The organism is Psychrobacter sp., from assembly GCF_035469765.1.
Classification (GTDB): Bacteria; Pseudomonadota; Gammaproteobacteria; order Pseudomonadales; family Moraxellaceae; genus Psychrobacter.
Genome location: NZ_DATIRM010000372.1, coordinates 1 through 17,138, shown reverse-complemented (window position 1 = coordinate 17,138; position 17,138 = coordinate 1). Strand labels below are relative to the sequence as shown.

General features: G+C 43.4%; 16 protein-coding genes and 1 pseudogene. 9 read left to right on the top strand and 8 right to left on the bottom strand.

What is annotated here, in order from left to right:
• The coding region (locus tag VLN09_RS10365; protein WP_325246240.1) for a protein-export chaperone SecB at positions 1-207 on the top strand (207 nt) is incomplete at its 5' end.
• A 229-nt stretch (positions 208-436) separates the two neighbouring features.
• Here the strand turns inward: VLN09_RS10365 and adk are convergent.
• The 6 genes from adk to VLN09_RS10335 form a co-directional block, all read right to left on the bottom strand.
• Positions 437-1,093, bottom strand: a complete 657-nt coding sequence (adk, locus tag VLN09_RS10360; RefSeq protein ID WP_325246238.1) for an adenylate kinase — start codon at positions 1,091-1,093, stop codon at positions 437-439.
• A 219-nt stretch (positions 1,094-1,312) separates the two neighbouring features.
• Positions 1,313-2,593, bottom strand: coding sequence for a c-type cytochrome biogenesis protein CcmI (gene ccmI, locus VLN09_RS10355; RefSeq protein ID WP_325246236.1), 1,281 nt, complete (start codon positions 2,591-2,593; stop codon positions 1,313-1,315).
• A complete protein-coding gene (locus VLN09_RS10350; RefSeq protein WP_414709123.1) occupies positions 2,590-3,168 on the bottom strand; it encodes a cytochrome c-type biogenesis protein in 579 nt (192 codons plus the stop codon). Before VLN09_RS10350 ends, ccmI begins: the two co-directional genes overlap by 4 nt.
• Complete coding sequence (locus tag VLN09_RS10345; protein ID WP_325246234.1) at positions 3,165-3,815, bottom strand: DsbE family thiol:disulfide interchange protein; 651 nt, start codon at positions 3,813-3,815, stop codon at positions 3,165-3,167. Before VLN09_RS10345 ends, VLN09_RS10350 begins: the two co-directional genes overlap by 4 nt.
• A gap of 1 nt (position 3,816) precedes the next feature.
• On the bottom strand, positions 3,817-5,862 hold the full coding sequence (locus tag VLN09_RS10340) for a heme lyase CcmF/NrfE family subunit (RefSeq protein ID WP_325246232.1): 2,046 nt from the start codon (positions 5,860-5,862) through the stop codon (positions 3,817-3,819).
• Positions 5,863-6,102: 240 nt separating this feature from the next.
• Positions 6,103-7,437, bottom strand: a complete 1,335-nt coding sequence (locus tag VLN09_RS10335; RefSeq protein ID WP_325246229.1) for a hypothetical protein — start codon at positions 7,435-7,437, stop codon at positions 6,103-6,105.
• A 624-nt stretch (positions 7,438-8,061) separates the two neighbouring features.
• On the opposite strand from VLN09_RS10335, the gene mrdA reads away from it, so the two are divergent.
• The 8 genes from mrdA to scpB all read left to right on the top strand — a co-directional run bounded on the left by mrdA (position 8,062) and on the right by scpB (position 15,922).
• A complete protein-coding gene (gene mrdA, locus VLN09_RS10330) occupies positions 8,062-10,062 on the top strand; it encodes a penicillin-binding protein 2 (protein WP_325246227.1) in 2,001 nt (666 codons plus the stop codon).
• Positions 10,063-10,098: 36 nt separating this feature from the next.
• Positions 10,099-10,785, top strand: a complete 687-nt coding sequence (gene rsmD / locus VLN09_RS10325; RefSeq protein ID WP_325246225.1) for a 16S rRNA (guanine(966)-N(2))-methyltransferase RsmD — start codon at positions 10,099-10,101, stop codon at positions 10,783-10,785.
• Between the two features lie 211 nt (positions 10,786-10,996).
• Positions 10,997-11,425 (top strand): 50S ribosomal protein L13, encoded by a 429-nt coding sequence (gene rplM, locus VLN09_RS10320; RefSeq protein ID WP_183620736.1) that lies wholly within the window; start codon positions 10,997-10,999, stop codon positions 11,423-11,425.
• 10 nt (positions 11,426-11,435) lie between these two features.
• Positions 11,436-11,822: a 30S ribosomal protein S9 gene (gene rpsI / locus VLN09_RS10315; protein ID WP_149488945.1), complete on the top strand. Its 387-nt coding sequence runs from the start codon at positions 11,436-11,438 to the stop codon at positions 11,820-11,822.
• 275 nt (positions 11,823-12,097) lie between these two features.
• On the top strand, positions 12,098-13,189 hold the full coding sequence (locus tag VLN09_RS10310) for a lipid A biosynthesis acyltransferase (protein WP_325246224.1): 1,092 nt from the start codon (positions 12,098-12,100) through the stop codon (positions 13,187-13,189).
• 125 nt (positions 13,190-13,314) lie between these two features.
• On the top strand, positions 13,315-14,403 hold the full coding sequence (locus VLN09_RS10305) for a tryptophan--tRNA ligase (protein WP_325246223.1): 1,089 nt from the start codon (positions 13,315-13,317) through the stop codon (positions 14,401-14,403).
• Positions 14,404-14,435: 32 nt separating this feature from the next.
• Entirely contained in the window at positions 14,436-15,299 is an 864-nt protein-coding gene (locus VLN09_RS10300; RefSeq protein ID WP_325246221.1) for a segregation and condensation protein A, read from the top strand.
• A 62-nt stretch (positions 15,300-15,361) separates the two neighbouring features.
• The gene (gene scpB, locus VLN09_RS10295; protein ID WP_325246218.1) at positions 15,362-15,922 is read left to right on the top strand and encodes an SMC-Scp complex subunit ScpB; all 561 of its coding nucleotides are present in this window, start codon (positions 15,362-15,364) and stop codon (positions 15,920-15,922) included.
• 95 nt (positions 15,923-16,017) lie between these two features.
• Here the strand turns inward: scpB and lolA are convergent, their stop codons facing one another.
• Both lolA and rpmA read right to left on the bottom strand, forming a co-directional pair.
• Positions 16,018-16,704, bottom strand: coding sequence for an outer membrane lipoprotein chaperone LolA (gene lolA, locus VLN09_RS10290; protein WP_325246216.1), 687 nt, complete (start codon positions 16,702-16,704; stop codon positions 16,018-16,020).
• 371 nt (positions 16,705-17,075) lie between these two features.
• A pseudogene (gene rpmA / locus VLN09_RS10285) lies at positions 17,076-17,138 on the bottom strand (50S ribosomal protein L27); the annotation flags it as partial.

The following is a 17,138-nucleotide window of genomic DNA, read 5'->3' as shown; positions in this document are numbered from 1 at the left end:
TTATTAAAAGACATCCCAGAAGACCAAATCGGTCAAATCCTAGGTGCTTATTGCCCGAATGTTTTGTTCCCCTATGCTCGTGAAGTCATCAGCGACATCGTAACGCGTGGTAGCTTCCCGCAGTTATTGCTTGCGCCAGTGAACTTTGATCAAGCTTATGCGCAAAGTCAGCAGCAAGCACAAGTTGATGCTGAAGGTAACGCGTAAGTGTTAGTGTTAGTGTTAGTGTTAAAGCATTAACCTGCTAGTAGTTAAAAGCCGTTTACTTATCATGAGTAAGCGGCTTTTTTGTAGATGATCTTTAGTGTTTACTTAGAAATATGGGTGAATAGTTATTACCACGCATTAAAAAACCCTGCAAATTGCTATTAATAGCGGCAGGGTCTTTCATAACAATATTCGATTAATCCGCTATATTCTAGCGTCAGTACAAATATTAGCCTTTTAGTGCAGAAAATATTTGTTGCTTAACGTCATCAATACCTTGGGTACCATCGAACTTATCATACTTAGGCGCATCGCCGCCTTCTTTAGCTTTGTTCTGATAAAAGCCAACGAGGGCTGATGTTTGCTCATGATACGTAGCTAAACGATCGCGAATGGTTGACTCTTTATCGTCTTCACGTTGGATAAGCGCTTCACCAGTAACATCATCGATGCCTTCTTGCTTTGGTGGATTGTGGTCAACGTGATAAACACGACCAGAGCCAGCATGTTGGCGACGACCTGATAATCGCTTGACGATTTCATCATCAGGCACACTGATTTCAATTACATGGTCAATCGTAACGTTGGCATCTGCAAGCGCTTGAGCTTGTGGAATGGTACGCGGGAAACCATCTAAAATACAGCCGTTAACACAATCAGGCTTAGCGATGCGTTCTTGCACGAGGTTAATGATCAGATCATCAGAAACCAAACCACCAGCGTTCATCACGTCTTTGGCTTGTTTGCCAAGCTCAGTGCCTTCTTTGATTGCTGCACGCAGCATATCACCCGTTGAGATCTGCGGAATATCATATTCTTTAGAAATAAACTGAGCTTGGGTACCTTTACCGGCGCCTGGTGGACCTAGCAAAATAATACGCATCATTACACGATTCTCCTTAATAAATAGGATTTTGGGACTAATAAAACTTAGGGATTGGTGGTTTGCAGCGCTTACCTTACCTTGTGGCTTTCAAAAGCTCAAGTATTTTTAGTCCTAATGCGGCAAGATACCATGACTTCTCTGTTCATGGGACACAGTTGCGCGCCATAGATGAGACGATGGCGCGCACTAAATGTAGGATGATATTTTGGACTCAGCGCACTAAGGAACCTGTTGATTAATAGCCACATTGACTTGATTCTGCTCGACGCTTATCACCACAGGATTCCCTGATAAATCACCTGACTCGGCATTGGCAGTACCACTATGACTAATACGAGCAATGACAGCCAGTTGAATTTTTTCATCACGAGCAGATTTGAGCGTGCGCTCTGGCATCATGGCATCTAAATCACTTAGGCTAATCGTTGCTTCGCCTTGCTTAATCACGCTAATCGGTAAACGCTTGGCGGCAAATGGCGGGCCACCTTTTACATCACGTATCGCGACAAACAACACATCTTCAGCTTTCACTAGTGGCAACAATGAACTATCAATAGAGACAGTGACTTCAATACCCTCAGATGCTTGCTGCTCTTGCGCCGTGACATTGGCACTTAGCTCATCAAGGCTGCTTAGTGCTTGTGTATGGTCACCTGGTTTGGCAGCAATACTCTTACGTAAACGCTTAATCCAACCTTGCGCCTGCTCAAAATTATTACCGCGCGCCTCACCCATCGCCATCAGCATTTGCGCACCTTCGTGCTGTGGATTTTTGGCAAGGACATCTTGCAGCACACGGCGGCTATTAGCATCGAGCTGACCTTTATTAGCAAAAAAGCTAATCTGTGCATACGTGGTAGCGATCTCTTCGTTGTCAGGCGACAGACGATGAGCACGCGACAAGGCTTCAATCGCTGAGTCAGTGGCTTCCAAAGATAAGAACAGCTCTGATAAACGCATCCAGCGATCAGGATCATCGGCATGACGATAGACGTTGGTCTGCATCGCGCTGATCAACTGAGTACCATCTTCAATCGCCCAAGCTGGCGGCTGGTCAATCTTACCTGTCAATAAGTCATCTGCCACTTGAGCAACTTTATCTTCCGCCGCCCACAAATCAAATACTGGTGTACGATCACCGACTAAGAAATAAGCCAATGCTGCAAGCACAGGCACCCATACCATGATAATCAAGCGACTCTTGATGCCAGGCACGACCATTGGGGTGACTTCACGCTGAGCATCCAATAGCTGACGCTCAAGCTCGATTTTTTGATTTTGATAATGAGCGTCATCAATTGTGCCATTGTCTTTATCAGATTGTAATTCTGTCAAACGCTCACGAAATACACTGATATTGATGTCTAAAAGCTGATTGTCAACAGGGTTTTCTCGTAACCGTGAAGCTCGCAGCCAAGGCATGATAACGATAACTGCCAGTACGAGCGCAATCAGTAAGCTTAGGGCAATAAATAAGCCAAAAGTAGAAAATAGGGTCATTTTTTGTCCTCTATGCTTGTGATGTCTCGATCCATTTCATTAATGCTATCATTGCGATTGGCTCGTGATAATAGACGATCAAGTTCCGCTTTTTCTGCTGCTGATAACGCAGCGGCGCTGTCTACCAGGATGCCGCTTTGACCACTAGCAATACGCTGACTGCGCTTACTTTGCCAAAACCAGCCAACGATCAATGCAATTAATAATAGCGGCGGGAAGAACCATAATATCCACGTTGAAGGACGTACGGGCGGCTTATAAGTGATAAAGTCGCCATAGCGCTCTTGCATATAGGCGCGAATCTCACTATCACTACGACCTTCTTTAATCATGTCATAAGTTTTTTGCTTTAAATCTTGAGCAATCGGCGCATCAGAACCTGCCAAGTTTTGATTTTGACATTTTGGGCAACGTAGCTCTTCGATAAGACCACGATACTGAGCCTCTTGCTGTACTGAGTCAAAGTCATAGACGTCAATGGCGGCATAAGCACTGATACTTAGCACACTAAACAAGCAAGCAATGATGAAACTTGCCAAATTTTTCATGATAGATTTTAATGATATCGTACTCATTTGCACGCCTCCTTAACTTGGTCAGGATCAGGGCTGACATTGCTCTTATCAGCCTCATTGAGTACCATCAAACAAGGCATGATACGGCTTTGCCAATTGCTTTCATTAATCTCACCGACAATGTGCTGACGAATAACGCCTTCGCCATCAACCACAAAGGTTTCAGGTGCACCAGTCAAACCCAAATCCAAGGCAAATTGACCAGATAAGTCTTGAATAGACATCGAAAATGGGTCACCGCCGCGATTCAAATAACCGAGAGCGTCGCCAATATCATCTTTATAATTGATGCCCACCAGATTGACACCGCGTTCCTCTAACTGCATCAAAAAAGGATGCTCAATGATACAAGTTGGGCACCAAGAACCCCAAATATTCATCAAAAAAGGCTGATTTGGCAGGTTATCATTGGTCATGATACGACTGGTATCTGACAATAACGGCAGCTCAAAAGCGGGCACTGGACGCTCAAGAGCCGTATTAGTTACGATTTCGGTCGGCTGACCTAAACGAAAATAAAGCATGACTATAAAAGCGGCAAAGATGATCAGCGGAATCAAAAACCATATTCTTATTTGACTTTTTTTCATCATTTGATTGCTTTTTTTCTCAGGACTTTTTTGAGGAGACTTATCTGACTGAGTCATCTTATTTCTCCCCTATTATTGCCGTGGCATCTGTCGCATTATTGCTATCTAAGTCAGCAACGGTCGCAAAACCTGACTTGCTCGCTGCGATTTTAGCAGGGGTCTTGGTTGTTTTGATACGATAGCGCCTATCAAGCATACTCAACAGACTACCCAACGCCATAATAATAGCGCCAAGCCATATCCAGCGAATCAATGGCTTCACATAAATACGCACTGCCCATTGATTGCTACCCTCAGCGATAGGCTCACCGAGTGCGACATACAAATCACGCATGAGGTTGGCATTAATTGCCGCCTCAGTCGTCGGCATCGTACTGATGATGTAAGTTCGTTTTTCAGGATGAAGTATCGTTACTTCCTTGCCCTTCTTAGTTACTGTGACCTCTGCTTGCGTTGCATCAAAGTTGCTGCCTCTAGTCTCTCTTAAATCCGTTAATGCAAAGTCATAACCTTGGACATTAACCGTTTCGCCAATCCTTAATGCCACATCGCGCTCGATGCTTAAGGTACTGGTAAAGGCGACACCGATGACGGCTATAATAACGCCAATATGTGCAGTTTGCTGACCCCAGTAGCTTAAACGGAGCTTAGCTAAGCCCTTGAAGAAGCTTGGGGCGTTTTTGGTCTTATCTTTAAAATCAACTGCCATCCATAACAATACCCAAAAACTTACCGCTAGCGTCACGCCAATATTGAGCATGGCAGAGGGGCTAACAAAATAAGCAATGACTGCAGCTAAAACAAGGCTACTTGCCGCAATGACCATACCAACGCCCAACAGCGGACGACTGTCTTGTTTCCAGCGGATATTGGAGCCCATGCCCATTGCTATCATCAATAGCCAAGTCAATGGCACAAACAGCGCATTAAAGTAAGGAGGACCTACGGATACTTGACCTAAATTGAAGGCATCGGCAATGATAGGATAGAGCGTACCAAGTAATACCACTAAGGTCGCAATCAAAATGATAACGTTGTTAATGACTAAAAATGACTCACGGGAAATCAGCTGATACTGACTCTCAATAGTCAGACGCCAGCCACGCACAGCGAACATCAATAAGCCACCGCCAACAATGATACCAAGAATCACTAAAATCACTAAACCACGCGTGGGATCAGCAGCAAATGAATGCACAGAGGTAATGACCCCAGAGCGTACTAAGAATGTTCCAAGCAAGCTTAATGCAAAGGCAAAAATGGCCAGCATAATCGTCCACGCCTTAAAGACACCCCGCTTTTCAGTGACTGCCAGCGAATGCAGCAATGCCAAACCTGCCAGCCAAGGCAGCAACGAAGCATTTTCTACTGGATCCCAAAACCACCAACCACCCCAACCAAGCTCGTAATATGCCCACCAAGAACCCAGTCCAATACCAATGGTTAAAAATCCCCAAGCAGCCAATGCCCATGGACGTGACCAGCGTGTCCATACCGCATCCAAGCGCCCTTCCCACAATGCCGCCATACAAAACGCAAATGGCACCACCATACCAACATAGCCCATATACAGCATCGGTGGATGGATAATCAAACCAAAATCTTGTAAGACAGGGTTTAAATCAGCACCATCAACTGGCAGATTTGGCAAAGTACGGTCAAACGGCGACGAAGTAAAGATGAGCATTGCCAGCATCATCATTTGTACGCCAGCCAATATCACCAATACGCGCGCGCGCATCGACAATGGTAAACCACGACTAAAGTATGAGACCAAAGCACACCACGTTGCCATAATAGTCATCCATAGCAGCAGCGAGCCTTCATGCCCGCCCCACGTCGCTGATAACTTATAATACCAAGGCAGCAAGGTATTCGAATGCTGCGACACGTAGACGAGACTAAAATCATTATAATAAAAGCCTGCCATCAATGCGCCAAACGAGGTAATCATGGCGGCAAACTGCGCCCATGCCAAGCTCGGTGCCAAACGCTGCCAAGCAACATGGTCACGCATAACGCCTATGGTTGGTAAGACTACCTGCAAAATCGCCAACATAAAGGCGGCTAGCACGGCAAAATAACCCAATTCTGTGATTAACATACGGTCTAACCTTGTTTACCTTAATACGGTCATTGTTTATTTTAGGGATTGGTATTTCAGGATAGTCGAAAGTATCCAGTACTGATTACTGCTAGTATTTTTTGCTGTTATTATTAGCTAAACAGCCCCATCAGCCATTGAAGCTTGGGACGCTTACAGCATGGTACATTAGCGTCAACTTGTCACATTTCTGTATCCACTCTGTATGCGATGTGTGTAAAGAACATGAAAAACTACTTATCACTGCATGGCAGGGAAAAACACCAAGACTAAGTGCAACCAACCTGCCAAAAATCCTGTTAAGCCGCCAAGCACAATCAACGTCATTTCATCTTCACGAAAGGCAGGACGTAATAAGTTTTGGAATTCATCTGGCGTCAGGGCACGAATACGGTCACGAAATAGCCCAAATATTTTACTGGCACGGCTTTCATTGAGCTCAGGGTCACGTAGTGGCACCATCGTTGCGACAATTGATTTATCAATAATGGTATTTTTTAGTTGCCCAAACTCGCGGCGACCCAGTCCCAAGCGTAAAGTCGTATTAATGACGGGTGACTCTAAAACTTTATATAGATGCGATTTCATCAGCTCACGCGTTTCAATAGCGCGGTCACCATACATCATCTCATTCATGATGTTCTCAAGCGTCACCAAATCTTTGACTACAATCTCAGCAAAAACCACAGAGACCTCTTCTTGGCGCTTCATAAAGCCACCTTGCAGTCGATATCGAGCGATATGCGGTAATTGCGGCTTAATAAAGGGAAAACGGCTCTGTAGTGTAAAGAACTTTAAGTAACGAATATAATGCGGCTCTACAGGATTAAATACCATCCAAATAGCAATCCAGTTGGTCAGAAAACCCCAAATAGCCGCAAAGAAAGGGACTGTCCAGTGCTGCGGTACCACCAAAAATATAAACATCTGGATAATACCAAAGATTAAACCAATCAAAGCACTGATATGCCAAATAAAATCGATCTCTTTTTGTCCGACCTTTAAGAACATATTGACCATCAAACGGCGGTCGCTTTCCATCTTATTGACAATCATCTTACGCATATCAACCAAATCTTCGACATGGTACGTCAAGTCAGTTACCAAAGATTGCATAATGCTTGGCAGCTCTTGATGCGCTTGGGCGTAGACACGGCGCTTAAGGGCATAAGGTAGATTGCTCCACAACGCAGGCGAATGATCGAGCATAATTTCGTCAATCAAGCTTTCAAGGTTTTTATCGACTGCCTCAGTGATGAATACCGCCATCTGGTCTGGTTCCATCGCCTGAAAAAACTCATCAAGCGAGCCAAGTTTCGATAGCGTCTGATCAACAATCACGCCAGATATCTTACCTGCTTTTCTTGGTACAATGCCTTGCCAGCCAAGACCCGGTAGCCCAAAAAAGGGAAAGTTAGCGATTCGAATACCGCGAAACTTAATCGGATAAAAAAGCATCTTAAGCGCCATCCACACATGAATCCAAGTCACAAATGCTGTCACCGGCGGAATGGTCAGCATGGCAAAAAATTCAGGGTGCTCAGCGATTGTTTGCCACAATGAAGTTACAACCATGACTTTTTGTATCCTTGCCGTGATGATCGATGTTGACCAAATATTCTGAGCGCATTAAGAACGCTTAGCAACAAGAAGCCCTCTCCCCAATAACTACTACAAAATAAATCGCCTGATTTTAGCATACTTGACATCCATTCGCACAGTTAGACTCTAGACAAGTTGTGACTAGAGATGACACGTTTTGGGCGCTACTTTGGCACAGAAAACCCTTAAAATAATCTACCAAAGTTATTGCCAGTAGTTGATTTTACGAGCCTATTTTTATCCTTTATGTGGTTATTATGCATGTTAGTAAATATGTCATTAACCATAATAAGAGTGATCATAATGCCATCTTTCATAACAGCGATAAAATAAATGACTGCCTACTGCGTCATTGCTTTTGATCTGTTATAATTTGCCGTTAGATTTTACTAAGCATCCTATATAAAGAATTGCAAAATTATTGGCATAAGGTTCTCCTCATAGTGCGCTATGTCCTTGAAATAATTTAGCTTATTTTTTATGCTCACCTCGTTTTGTCTGCATGATATTTGACATACTCGACTGCTACTCTATCAATACCTCCTTTGATAACTTTTTGATTTATTGTCTCACTGACTGTTTGGGTACTGACTTTATATGAACAAACCGCTCACTCCTGATACCGAACAGGTCAATCGTATTTTTACCAGTCGAATTCTTATCCTTGGATTAATCATATTTTTGGGCTTGCTAGGGTTAATAGTACGTTATGGATTTTTACAGGTTTTTGCTCATGATAAATACACCACCCAAGCAGATAACAATCGCATTAAGCTGATTTCTGCCCCACCAAGCCGTGGCTATATTTATGATCGAAATGGGGTTATCCTCGCTGACAATCAGCCGGTTTTCACCGCTATGCTCAGCCCTGATGAAGTGGAAAACCCAGAGCGCACCTTACAATTACTCGCACCTATCTTTGATTTGACAGATGAAAATATCACCGATATTTTGGCGCGTCTGAGTAAAAGTAAAAACGATCCGGTGACCATCAAGATTGATTTAACCGAGGCGCAGTTGGCGCAGTTTAGTGAACGCAAACCCTTTTTCCCCGGTGTCAGCATCCAAAGCAAGCTCACACGCTCATACCCGTATGATGAGCTTTTCGCCCATGTTATTGGCTATGTGGGACGCATTAATGATAAAGAGTCTAAGCAGATCAATAAAGATCGCTATGCCGGTACAGACCTTATCGGTAAGATTGGTATCGAAGATTATTACGAAGATATTTTGCTTGGGCAACCCGGTTATCAGTCGGTAGAAACCAATGCGCACGGTGATATCTTGCGTCAACTTGATACCAAGGCACCGATTGCCGGCAATGACATTACCTTAAGCTTAGATTATGGTTTACAAGTCGTGGCACAGCAGCAGCTTGATGGTCGGCGCGGCGCTATTGTAGCGATAGATCCCAAAACTGGTGACGTGTTGGCATTTGTCAGCAATCCAAGTTATGACCCAAACCCTTTTATTTCCGGCATCTCATTTAAAGATTATGGCGATTTGCGTGAAGATTTGGATCAGCCTTTATACAATCGGGCTCTACAAGGTACCTACCCACCTGGCTCAACCATTAAGCCCTTTGAAGGCTTAGGCGGTATCCATTATGGTCTGCGGAATTGGGAAACTACTATTTACGATCCGGGTTATTTTAGCTTACCGGGTGATTCACACCGTTTTCGCGACTGGAAAAAAGGCGGTCATGGTACGGTTGACCTCAAAAAATCTATCGTTATGTCGGTTGATACTTATTATTATAAATTGGCATATGAGATGGGCATTCAGCGCTTACATGACTGGATGGTACGTTTTGGCTTCGGTGAAGAGACTGGCATTGACCTGCCCAATGAAAAATCTGGGATTATGCCTTCACCAAAATGGAAAAAAGATACGTATGATAAAGGCTGGTTACCAGGTGAAACTATCTCTGTCAGTATCGGTCAGGGCTATTTTTTAGCGACGCCACTACAGATTGCCAATGCAACGGCAATGACGGCAAGTAAAGGCCTTCATATTACACCGCATCTCTTGAAAAGTAGTGACGGCGCGGCGGCAGTCGATGTCATTACCAAGCCTGATGGTAAGATTGATTACAATGGCAAGCCTTCTGACTGGTTACGCATGCATGATGCGATGGAAGAAACCATCAAGGCGGGAACAGGACGTGGTATCTATACGCCACGCTATCGTATTGCTGGCAAAACAGGTACCGCACAGGTAAAATCTATTGCTCAAGGCAAAAGCTATAATAAATCCTCGATAGATAAGCGCCACTGGGATCATGCTTGGTTTAATGGCTTTGCACCAGTGGAAGATCCACAAATTGCCCTAGCGGTATTAGTCGAAAACGGCGGTGGTGGTAGTGTCGTTGCTGCTCCTATCGGTCGTGCGTTATTTGATTATTGGGTATTGCAGCGCGACACCAATCCTATTTTGCCGCCCACTGCTGATCAGCTAAAGGTCATTAAACGGCAAAAAGCATTTGAAAAAGCCATGCGTGATGCTATACGTGATAAAGAAGATAAAGCATTAGAGGCAGAAAAAGAAAAGCAAAAAGAACAGGCTCAAACCGCTACGACGACAGCGACTTCTGACTAACATATTCAGTATAAAGCAGACAACCAAGATAAGTTTATGAAAAGACCTTCAAGCGCGCGTAAGCCTAATAAAAACCAAAAAACCAAACCTATTGCGGCTGGTGAAGTACGTATCATCGGTGGTCAGTTTAAGCGCCGTATCGTGCGTTTTATTGAGGCAGAAGGCTTGCGCCCGACTCCAGACCGGCTGCGTGAGACCTTATTTAATTGGCTGATTAGCGACATTCATGATGCCCAAGTGCTCGATAGCTGTGCTGGCAGCGGGGTCTTAGGATTTGAAGCCTTATCACGTGGCGCATCTCACTGCACTTTTATTGAAATGAGTGCACTCCAAAGTCAGATGCTGCGCCAAAGTGCCGAGATGTTACGACTTGATAGCGACAGCCATCAAATTGTTCAAGGCACAGCTGAGCAAGTACTACTACAAAAAAATCTGGTACCGCAACCCTTCGATATCGTCTTTATCGACCCGCCTTATGCCGAGGATTTGTGGCAGCCGATTTTGACAGCACTCATTACCCAGTCGTTAATCACCACTGAAACGCTTATTTATCTAGAGGCTGATAAAGATTTAGCGCTTCAATTGAACCAATTAGCAGAAAACCTCAATGAGCATCTTGCCTCTCAAGCAGAGACAACGCAAGGCACGGTAGGTTTTGAGTGTCTTAAACAGACTAAAGTTGGACAAGTTGTTGCTGGACTTTATCGTCTATTATCGTCATAATTGTCCGGTTAATGAAAGCCATTAACAAATTTTACAAATGTTTAAAACCGCTAAAAAACTGGCCAACGCTGCAGTTTAATGTATATAAGGCGAAAATAAACCCCAATGCAGCTTGCAAGCGTAGGCGCTACTGCTTATAATGTGCAGTCTGTTTTTTGAGAGCCCCGTTCCCAGCTAAACTCTCAACGAATTCTAATTTTAAGGTTTTATCATGAAAACACTTAGTGCAAAACCAGCTGAAGTGACCCATGACTGGTATGTCGTAGATGCTGACGGCAAAACCCTTGGTCGCTTAGCTACTCAAATCGCTACACGCTTACGTGGCAAGCATAAGACTTGTTATACTCCACACGTAGACACTGGTGACTTTATTGTTGTCATCAATGCAGAAAAAATCGCGGTAACGGGTAAAAAAGCGCAAGATAAAAAATACTATCGTCACAGTGGTTACCCAGGCGGTATTAAAGAAACCAACTTCACTAAGCTGATTGCACATAAGCCTGAAGATGTTCTACACAAAGCGGTTAAGGGTATGCTTCCTAAAGGTCCTCTTGGCTACGCGATGATCAAGAAGCTCAAACTTTATGCGGGTACCGAACATCCACATGAAGCTCAGCAACCTAAAGAACTAGACATCTAAGGATACACTTATGGAACGCAATTACGGAACTGGTCGTCGTAAAACTTCTACCGCTCGTGTCTTTTTAGCGAAAGGTACTGGTAGCATCGTTGTTAACGGCAAACCACTTGACGAATACTTCAGCCGTGAAACTTCGCGCATGGTTGTTCGTCAGCCTTTAGAGTTACTTGACTCACCTACTGCTTATGACCTTTACATCACTGTAAAAGGTGGTGGTATTAGTGGTCAAGCTGGCGCAATCCGTCACGGCATCACGCGTGCATTGATTGAGCTTGATGAAACCAACAAACCTGCACTAAAAGCAGCTGGTTTTGTTACTCGTGACTCACGTCAAGTTGAACGTAAGAAATTGGGTCTACGTAAAGCACGTAAACGTCCACAATTCTCAAAACGTTAATCAAAGCTATCTCTTATATTTTTGCGACTGTTGTCTTTATCTCAGAGCAACAGCTGCAGCATTAAGAATAGATTTGCAAAACCTTATAAGCTGTCCGCAGCTTATAAGGTTTTTTTATGCCTGACAGTTTTATAAGCTGGGACTATTGTAAAAAACCAACTGCTATATCGCACTCATTTGCCGATAAATCCTGCATCTCAAGGTGCAAATTAACTTGCAAAGCCAAGCATACTGCCCCATCATAATCATAACTTTTCATCACTAGTAACAGTCTTATGAAAGCGCCTGAACAATACGATCCTAGCAAACCTGCCTCAAAGAGCAGCATGCCACCACCAAGTATACAGCCGCCTGCTAAGTCTCCGGCTCTACCTGTTGGCACGCCGACGATCACCCAAACCCATAAACGAACCGCTCAAGCAGAGAAAAAACCTTTCGAGTGGCAGTTTTTAATGCCTAAGTATTGGGGTATTTGGCTATTATTTGCTATTTTTTTGCCACTGATTTATCTACCACTACGGTGGCAATTTTGGCTCGGTCGTAAGCTAGGCATTTTAATTTATACTGTCATAGGCTCACGTCGCCGTGATACTTTGATTAATCTGAAACTGGCATTTCCAGAAAAACCAGAAGTTGAACGTGAGCTGATGGCAAAGCAAGTCTTTGTCAATCAGGGCATTGGTGTGTTTGAGACTCTGTGTGCTTGGTTCCGTCCCAATGTCTTTACCCGTACCGTATCTATTTCAGGATTGCAGCATGTCATTAATGCACAAAATGAGGGTCGTGCGGTCATCTTATTGGGTGCCCATTATACGATGCTTGATCTAGGCGGTATGCTCTGTACCCAATTCTTCCCAATGGATGGTATGTATCGTCCGCAAAATAACGCATTGCTTGATTGGTTTATTTATAATGGACGCACAAGTATTCTGAGCAAACAAATCTCCAACCGTGATATGCGTAGTCTCGTTGGCTCTCTTAAAAAGGGTCATGTGATTTGGTATTCACCGGATCAAGATTATGGTTTGAAACAAGGTGTCATGGCGCCATTTTTTGGCGTACCAGCAGCAACCCTTACGGCAACGCGGCGATTGGCAACCTTAGGTAATAAAGAGCATCCACCAGCCGTGATGGCACTGCATACCTATCGGCAGACACCAGACAATTTACCAAGCCGCAAACGCCCTCATTATCATCTGACGATTACACCCGAATTGGATAACTACCCTAGTAATGATGAAGTGGCTGATGCGACGCGCGTTAATGAATTGCTAGAGGGCTTGATTCGTATTGATCCCACTCAGTGGATGTGGTTCCATCGCCGTTTTAAAAACGCTCCCGAAGGTCGTAGGGATATCTATAAGTAAGCTTTGATTCCCACGAAAATCACTGGCAAAATTTGCTATAATTTGCAGCTAATATTTTTTGCTATTATTAGCATATAAATAACCATAAATTTATAATAATTTGATCAATAAATAACGGATTTCCCATGAGTAATAATCAGATTTCTGACAGCCAAACTACTATTAATAGCTCAGCAGCAGCCAAACGTATCCTTACGGGTATCAAACCGACTGGCACCCTACATTTGGGGAATTACGTTGGTGCAATTCGTCCAGCGATTCAGTCTATCCAAAACAGTGATGATGAAGCATTTTTCTTTTTAGCAGATTATCACGGTATTATCGGCTGTTATGACCCTGCTATTATTCATGAATCAACCAAAGCTATTGCAGCAACTTGGATTGCTTGTGGTCTTGATCCAGAGCGCGTGACTTTTTATCGTCAATCGGATGTGCCTGAAATCCCTGAGCTTGCTTGGATTTTAAACTGCTCATGTGCTAAAGGTCTGATGAATCGTGCTCATGCTTATAAAGCGGCAGTCGATATCAATATGGAAAAGGAAGATGTTGATCCTGATCAGGGTATCAATATGGGGCTGTTCGGCTATCCTGTACTAATGGCAGCAGACATCTTGATGTTTAACGCCACGCATGTGCCTGTTGGTCGCGATCAAATCCAGCATATCGAGATGGCTCGTGATATTGCTGGCACCTTTAACCATCGATATAAGCCGCTGTTTACGCTACCGTCTGCCGTTGTAGATGACGATATTCCGCTACTCACAGGTCTTGATGGGCGTAAAATGAGTAAGAGCTATAGCAATACTATTCCTCTATTTGGTGATCTCAATCCACAAGTTAGCAGTGAAAAGCAGATGCATAAAGCCATCATGAAGATCGTTACTAACTCGCAGTTACCTGCTGAGCCAAAAGACCCTGATGACTCTGCTATTTTTGAGATTTATAAAGCCTTTGCAACGCCAGAAGAGATTGCCGATATGCGTGCGCAGTTTGCCGCTGGTATTGGCTGGGGCGATGCAAAACAAGCGTTGTTTGATAAAATCAATAATGAAGTTGCCCCGTTCCGCGCACGTTACGAAGAGCTCATGGCAAACCCAAAAGAGTTAGAAGAAATCCTACAGATGGGGGCAGAAAAAGCCCGTCGTCATAGCCGTAAGCAATTAGATAAGGCTCGCCGCGCTATTGGTATTCGTCCACTTGCTAAACTTAAATAACTTATTATTTATGATGATAATAGCCTGCTGCCATGCAAAGTGAACGATTAACTGAGTCTAGCGTAGAGATTCATGATATGTCTCTGCGCATCTATCAGACGCCTGTGCAACATTTGCCAGAAGATCTGTATGTGCCGCCGCAAGCATTTGCCATTTGGCTTGAGCAGTTTGCGGGACCATTAGATTTTTTATTATATCTGGTCAAGAAAAATAACGTCGATTTGACACAGATGCCTATATTGCCGATTACAGAGCAGTATTTGGCTTATATCAGTGAATTGGACACCAATCATTTTGAGTTGGCTGGTGACTATCTCCTAATGGCATCAACCTTGATTGCGATCAAGACTGAGCTGCTATTACCTAAACCAGAAACGCCTGCAAACGAGCGCGATCCAAAAGCTGAACTGATTGAGCGTCTTGAAGAATATGCCCAAGTCAAAGCTGCCAGTCAACGTTTAGACAATTTAATTCGACTTGAGCGCGATGTGTTTTTGGCGATGGTCAGTATGCCTAGTCAAGATGCTATGAATGCTGAGCTACCAAGCTATTCACCGACTCTGTTGATTGATAGCTTGTTTAAAATGCAGTTACAGCCAGACTATCAGATGCATAGCATCAAGATCGATGCCGTGCCGCTTGCTGATCGTATCGCTAGTATCAGTCGACAGTTAAGCACGGATGGCGCGCACTCTTTCTATGAGCTATTAGACAAAGCTCAAGGCAAGATCGGTGTGGTGGTTAGCTTTGTCGCAGTGCTTGAATTGATGAAACGTCAATTAATTGGAGTGGTTAATAGACATGCAGACAGTCATATCAATGATAACAGTCCTGATGATACCCCTATTATTCCACACGACATTCTTGGGCAATTAACCTTAGAGTGGTTGGCGTAATCTACACTCTCTCAATAACCCACCTAATATAAAACTATCAAACTGAAGAAGATGACATTGCAATGGCACATAAGGGCAATACCAAAGAAGACTTGCTGTCTCTTGATCAGATAAGCAAACATATCGAAGTGCTACTACATGCATCAGAAGCACCTTTAACTGCTGCTAGCTTAAAAAAGCATCTGTCATTGACAACCAATACCTTCAACAAAGCAATGGAATTACTCAAGCAGCGCTTAGAAGCAAGTGTCTTAAGCTTACATAAGACAGCCAGTGGCTATCGTTTGCAAATTACTGATGACTATAGTGCTTTAATTCAGCAAGTCTTCCCTCAACGCCAAGAACGTCTCAGCCAAGCCTTGTTAGAAACTTTGAGTGTCATTGCCTACAAGCAACCCGTGACACGCAGTGACATCGAGCATGTACGCGGTGTGACGTTATCGAGCAATATCTTACGCCAACTATTTGATAAAGGCTGGATTGAAGAGAAAGGTTATAAAGATACCTTAGGGCGACCGGCATTGCTACACACCACCGCGCAATTCTTAGATGCTTTTGGATTGAACCATTTGGATGAGCTACCACCGATGCCAGATATAAATGCCATCAGCGCAGTTTCTTAGATAAAATGTTTCCCATAAAAAAGGACACGCCTAAATGGCGTGTCCTTTTTTATTGTTTTAATGAGTCAGCTTCATCAATGAAATGCTGACCAATCCTACTGATTGATGATATCAACACCCTTTGGTGGTGTAAATTTAAATTGGCTGCTACCAATGCTCGGGTTCATCTTAATACCACTGAACTTAATCGACGTGGTCTGTCCCAAACTGTCATTTAATACCATCATCACAGGCTTACCACCGCTAAAGCTCATAGACAAGCTCTTGAAGCTGGCACTAGCTGACTTTGGATACAGCACATAGTAATTTTTATTGGCATATGGCTGGGTGATTTTAAAATTCTTATCGATTTTACTTGGATCACCTGACAATAGTAGCGCCGGTGTATTACCTACCTGGCTGTCGACTTTTTGTTTGGTCGCTTGCTCCAAATCCTTATCATAAATCCACATTGAGCTACCATTAGCCACAATCAATTGCTCTGATGGTGATTTGGTTTCCCAGCGAAAGTTATTTGGACGTTGTACACTCATACTACCGCTAAACGTCCCACTATTAGCACCCTTAGTCGTCTGGCTAAAATTGGCAGTCATGCTTTTAGTGTTGGTCAACAGCTTGTTTAAACGCTTAGCTGCCGTTATATTATCAGCTGGCGCAGCTGTCGCCGATTGCGTCAATGCCATCATCGGCGCTGCGACACCAAGAGTAGTCATTAATACACCAGTTAAAGCACCGCTCATTACTTTTTGTTTTAAAGTCATTTTTTTCGTTAATAAAGTCATTATAAATCCTCTCTCAAAATGCAAAATAGCATAAAAATAAAACGTTTTATTAAGTTTTTGTTTTCAGTAAATACTTATCGAACCAGTAAAAAACTGATGTGATAAAACGATGAGGACAGTGTGCCAGTTTTTTTATTACGCGCCTAGTCATGATTTGCAATCATTACTACTGCTGGCATACAGGCTTGTAAACACAACAGTTACACAGTAATAAATGGTCGTTATGATGGTTTTAATAGTTTTTAGCGCTGGTTAACATAAGCTTATAGCAGTTTATAGGCATAAAAAAGCCCTTACGACCAAACGGTAATAAGGGCTTTTTTAGTCATCAAATTATTTTATCTAAAAGATAAAATAATTCAGATGGGCAACTAGGCGCTTTCAACCATCACATAACGACGGTTAAATTTACCTTTGGTCGCAAATTTTACCAC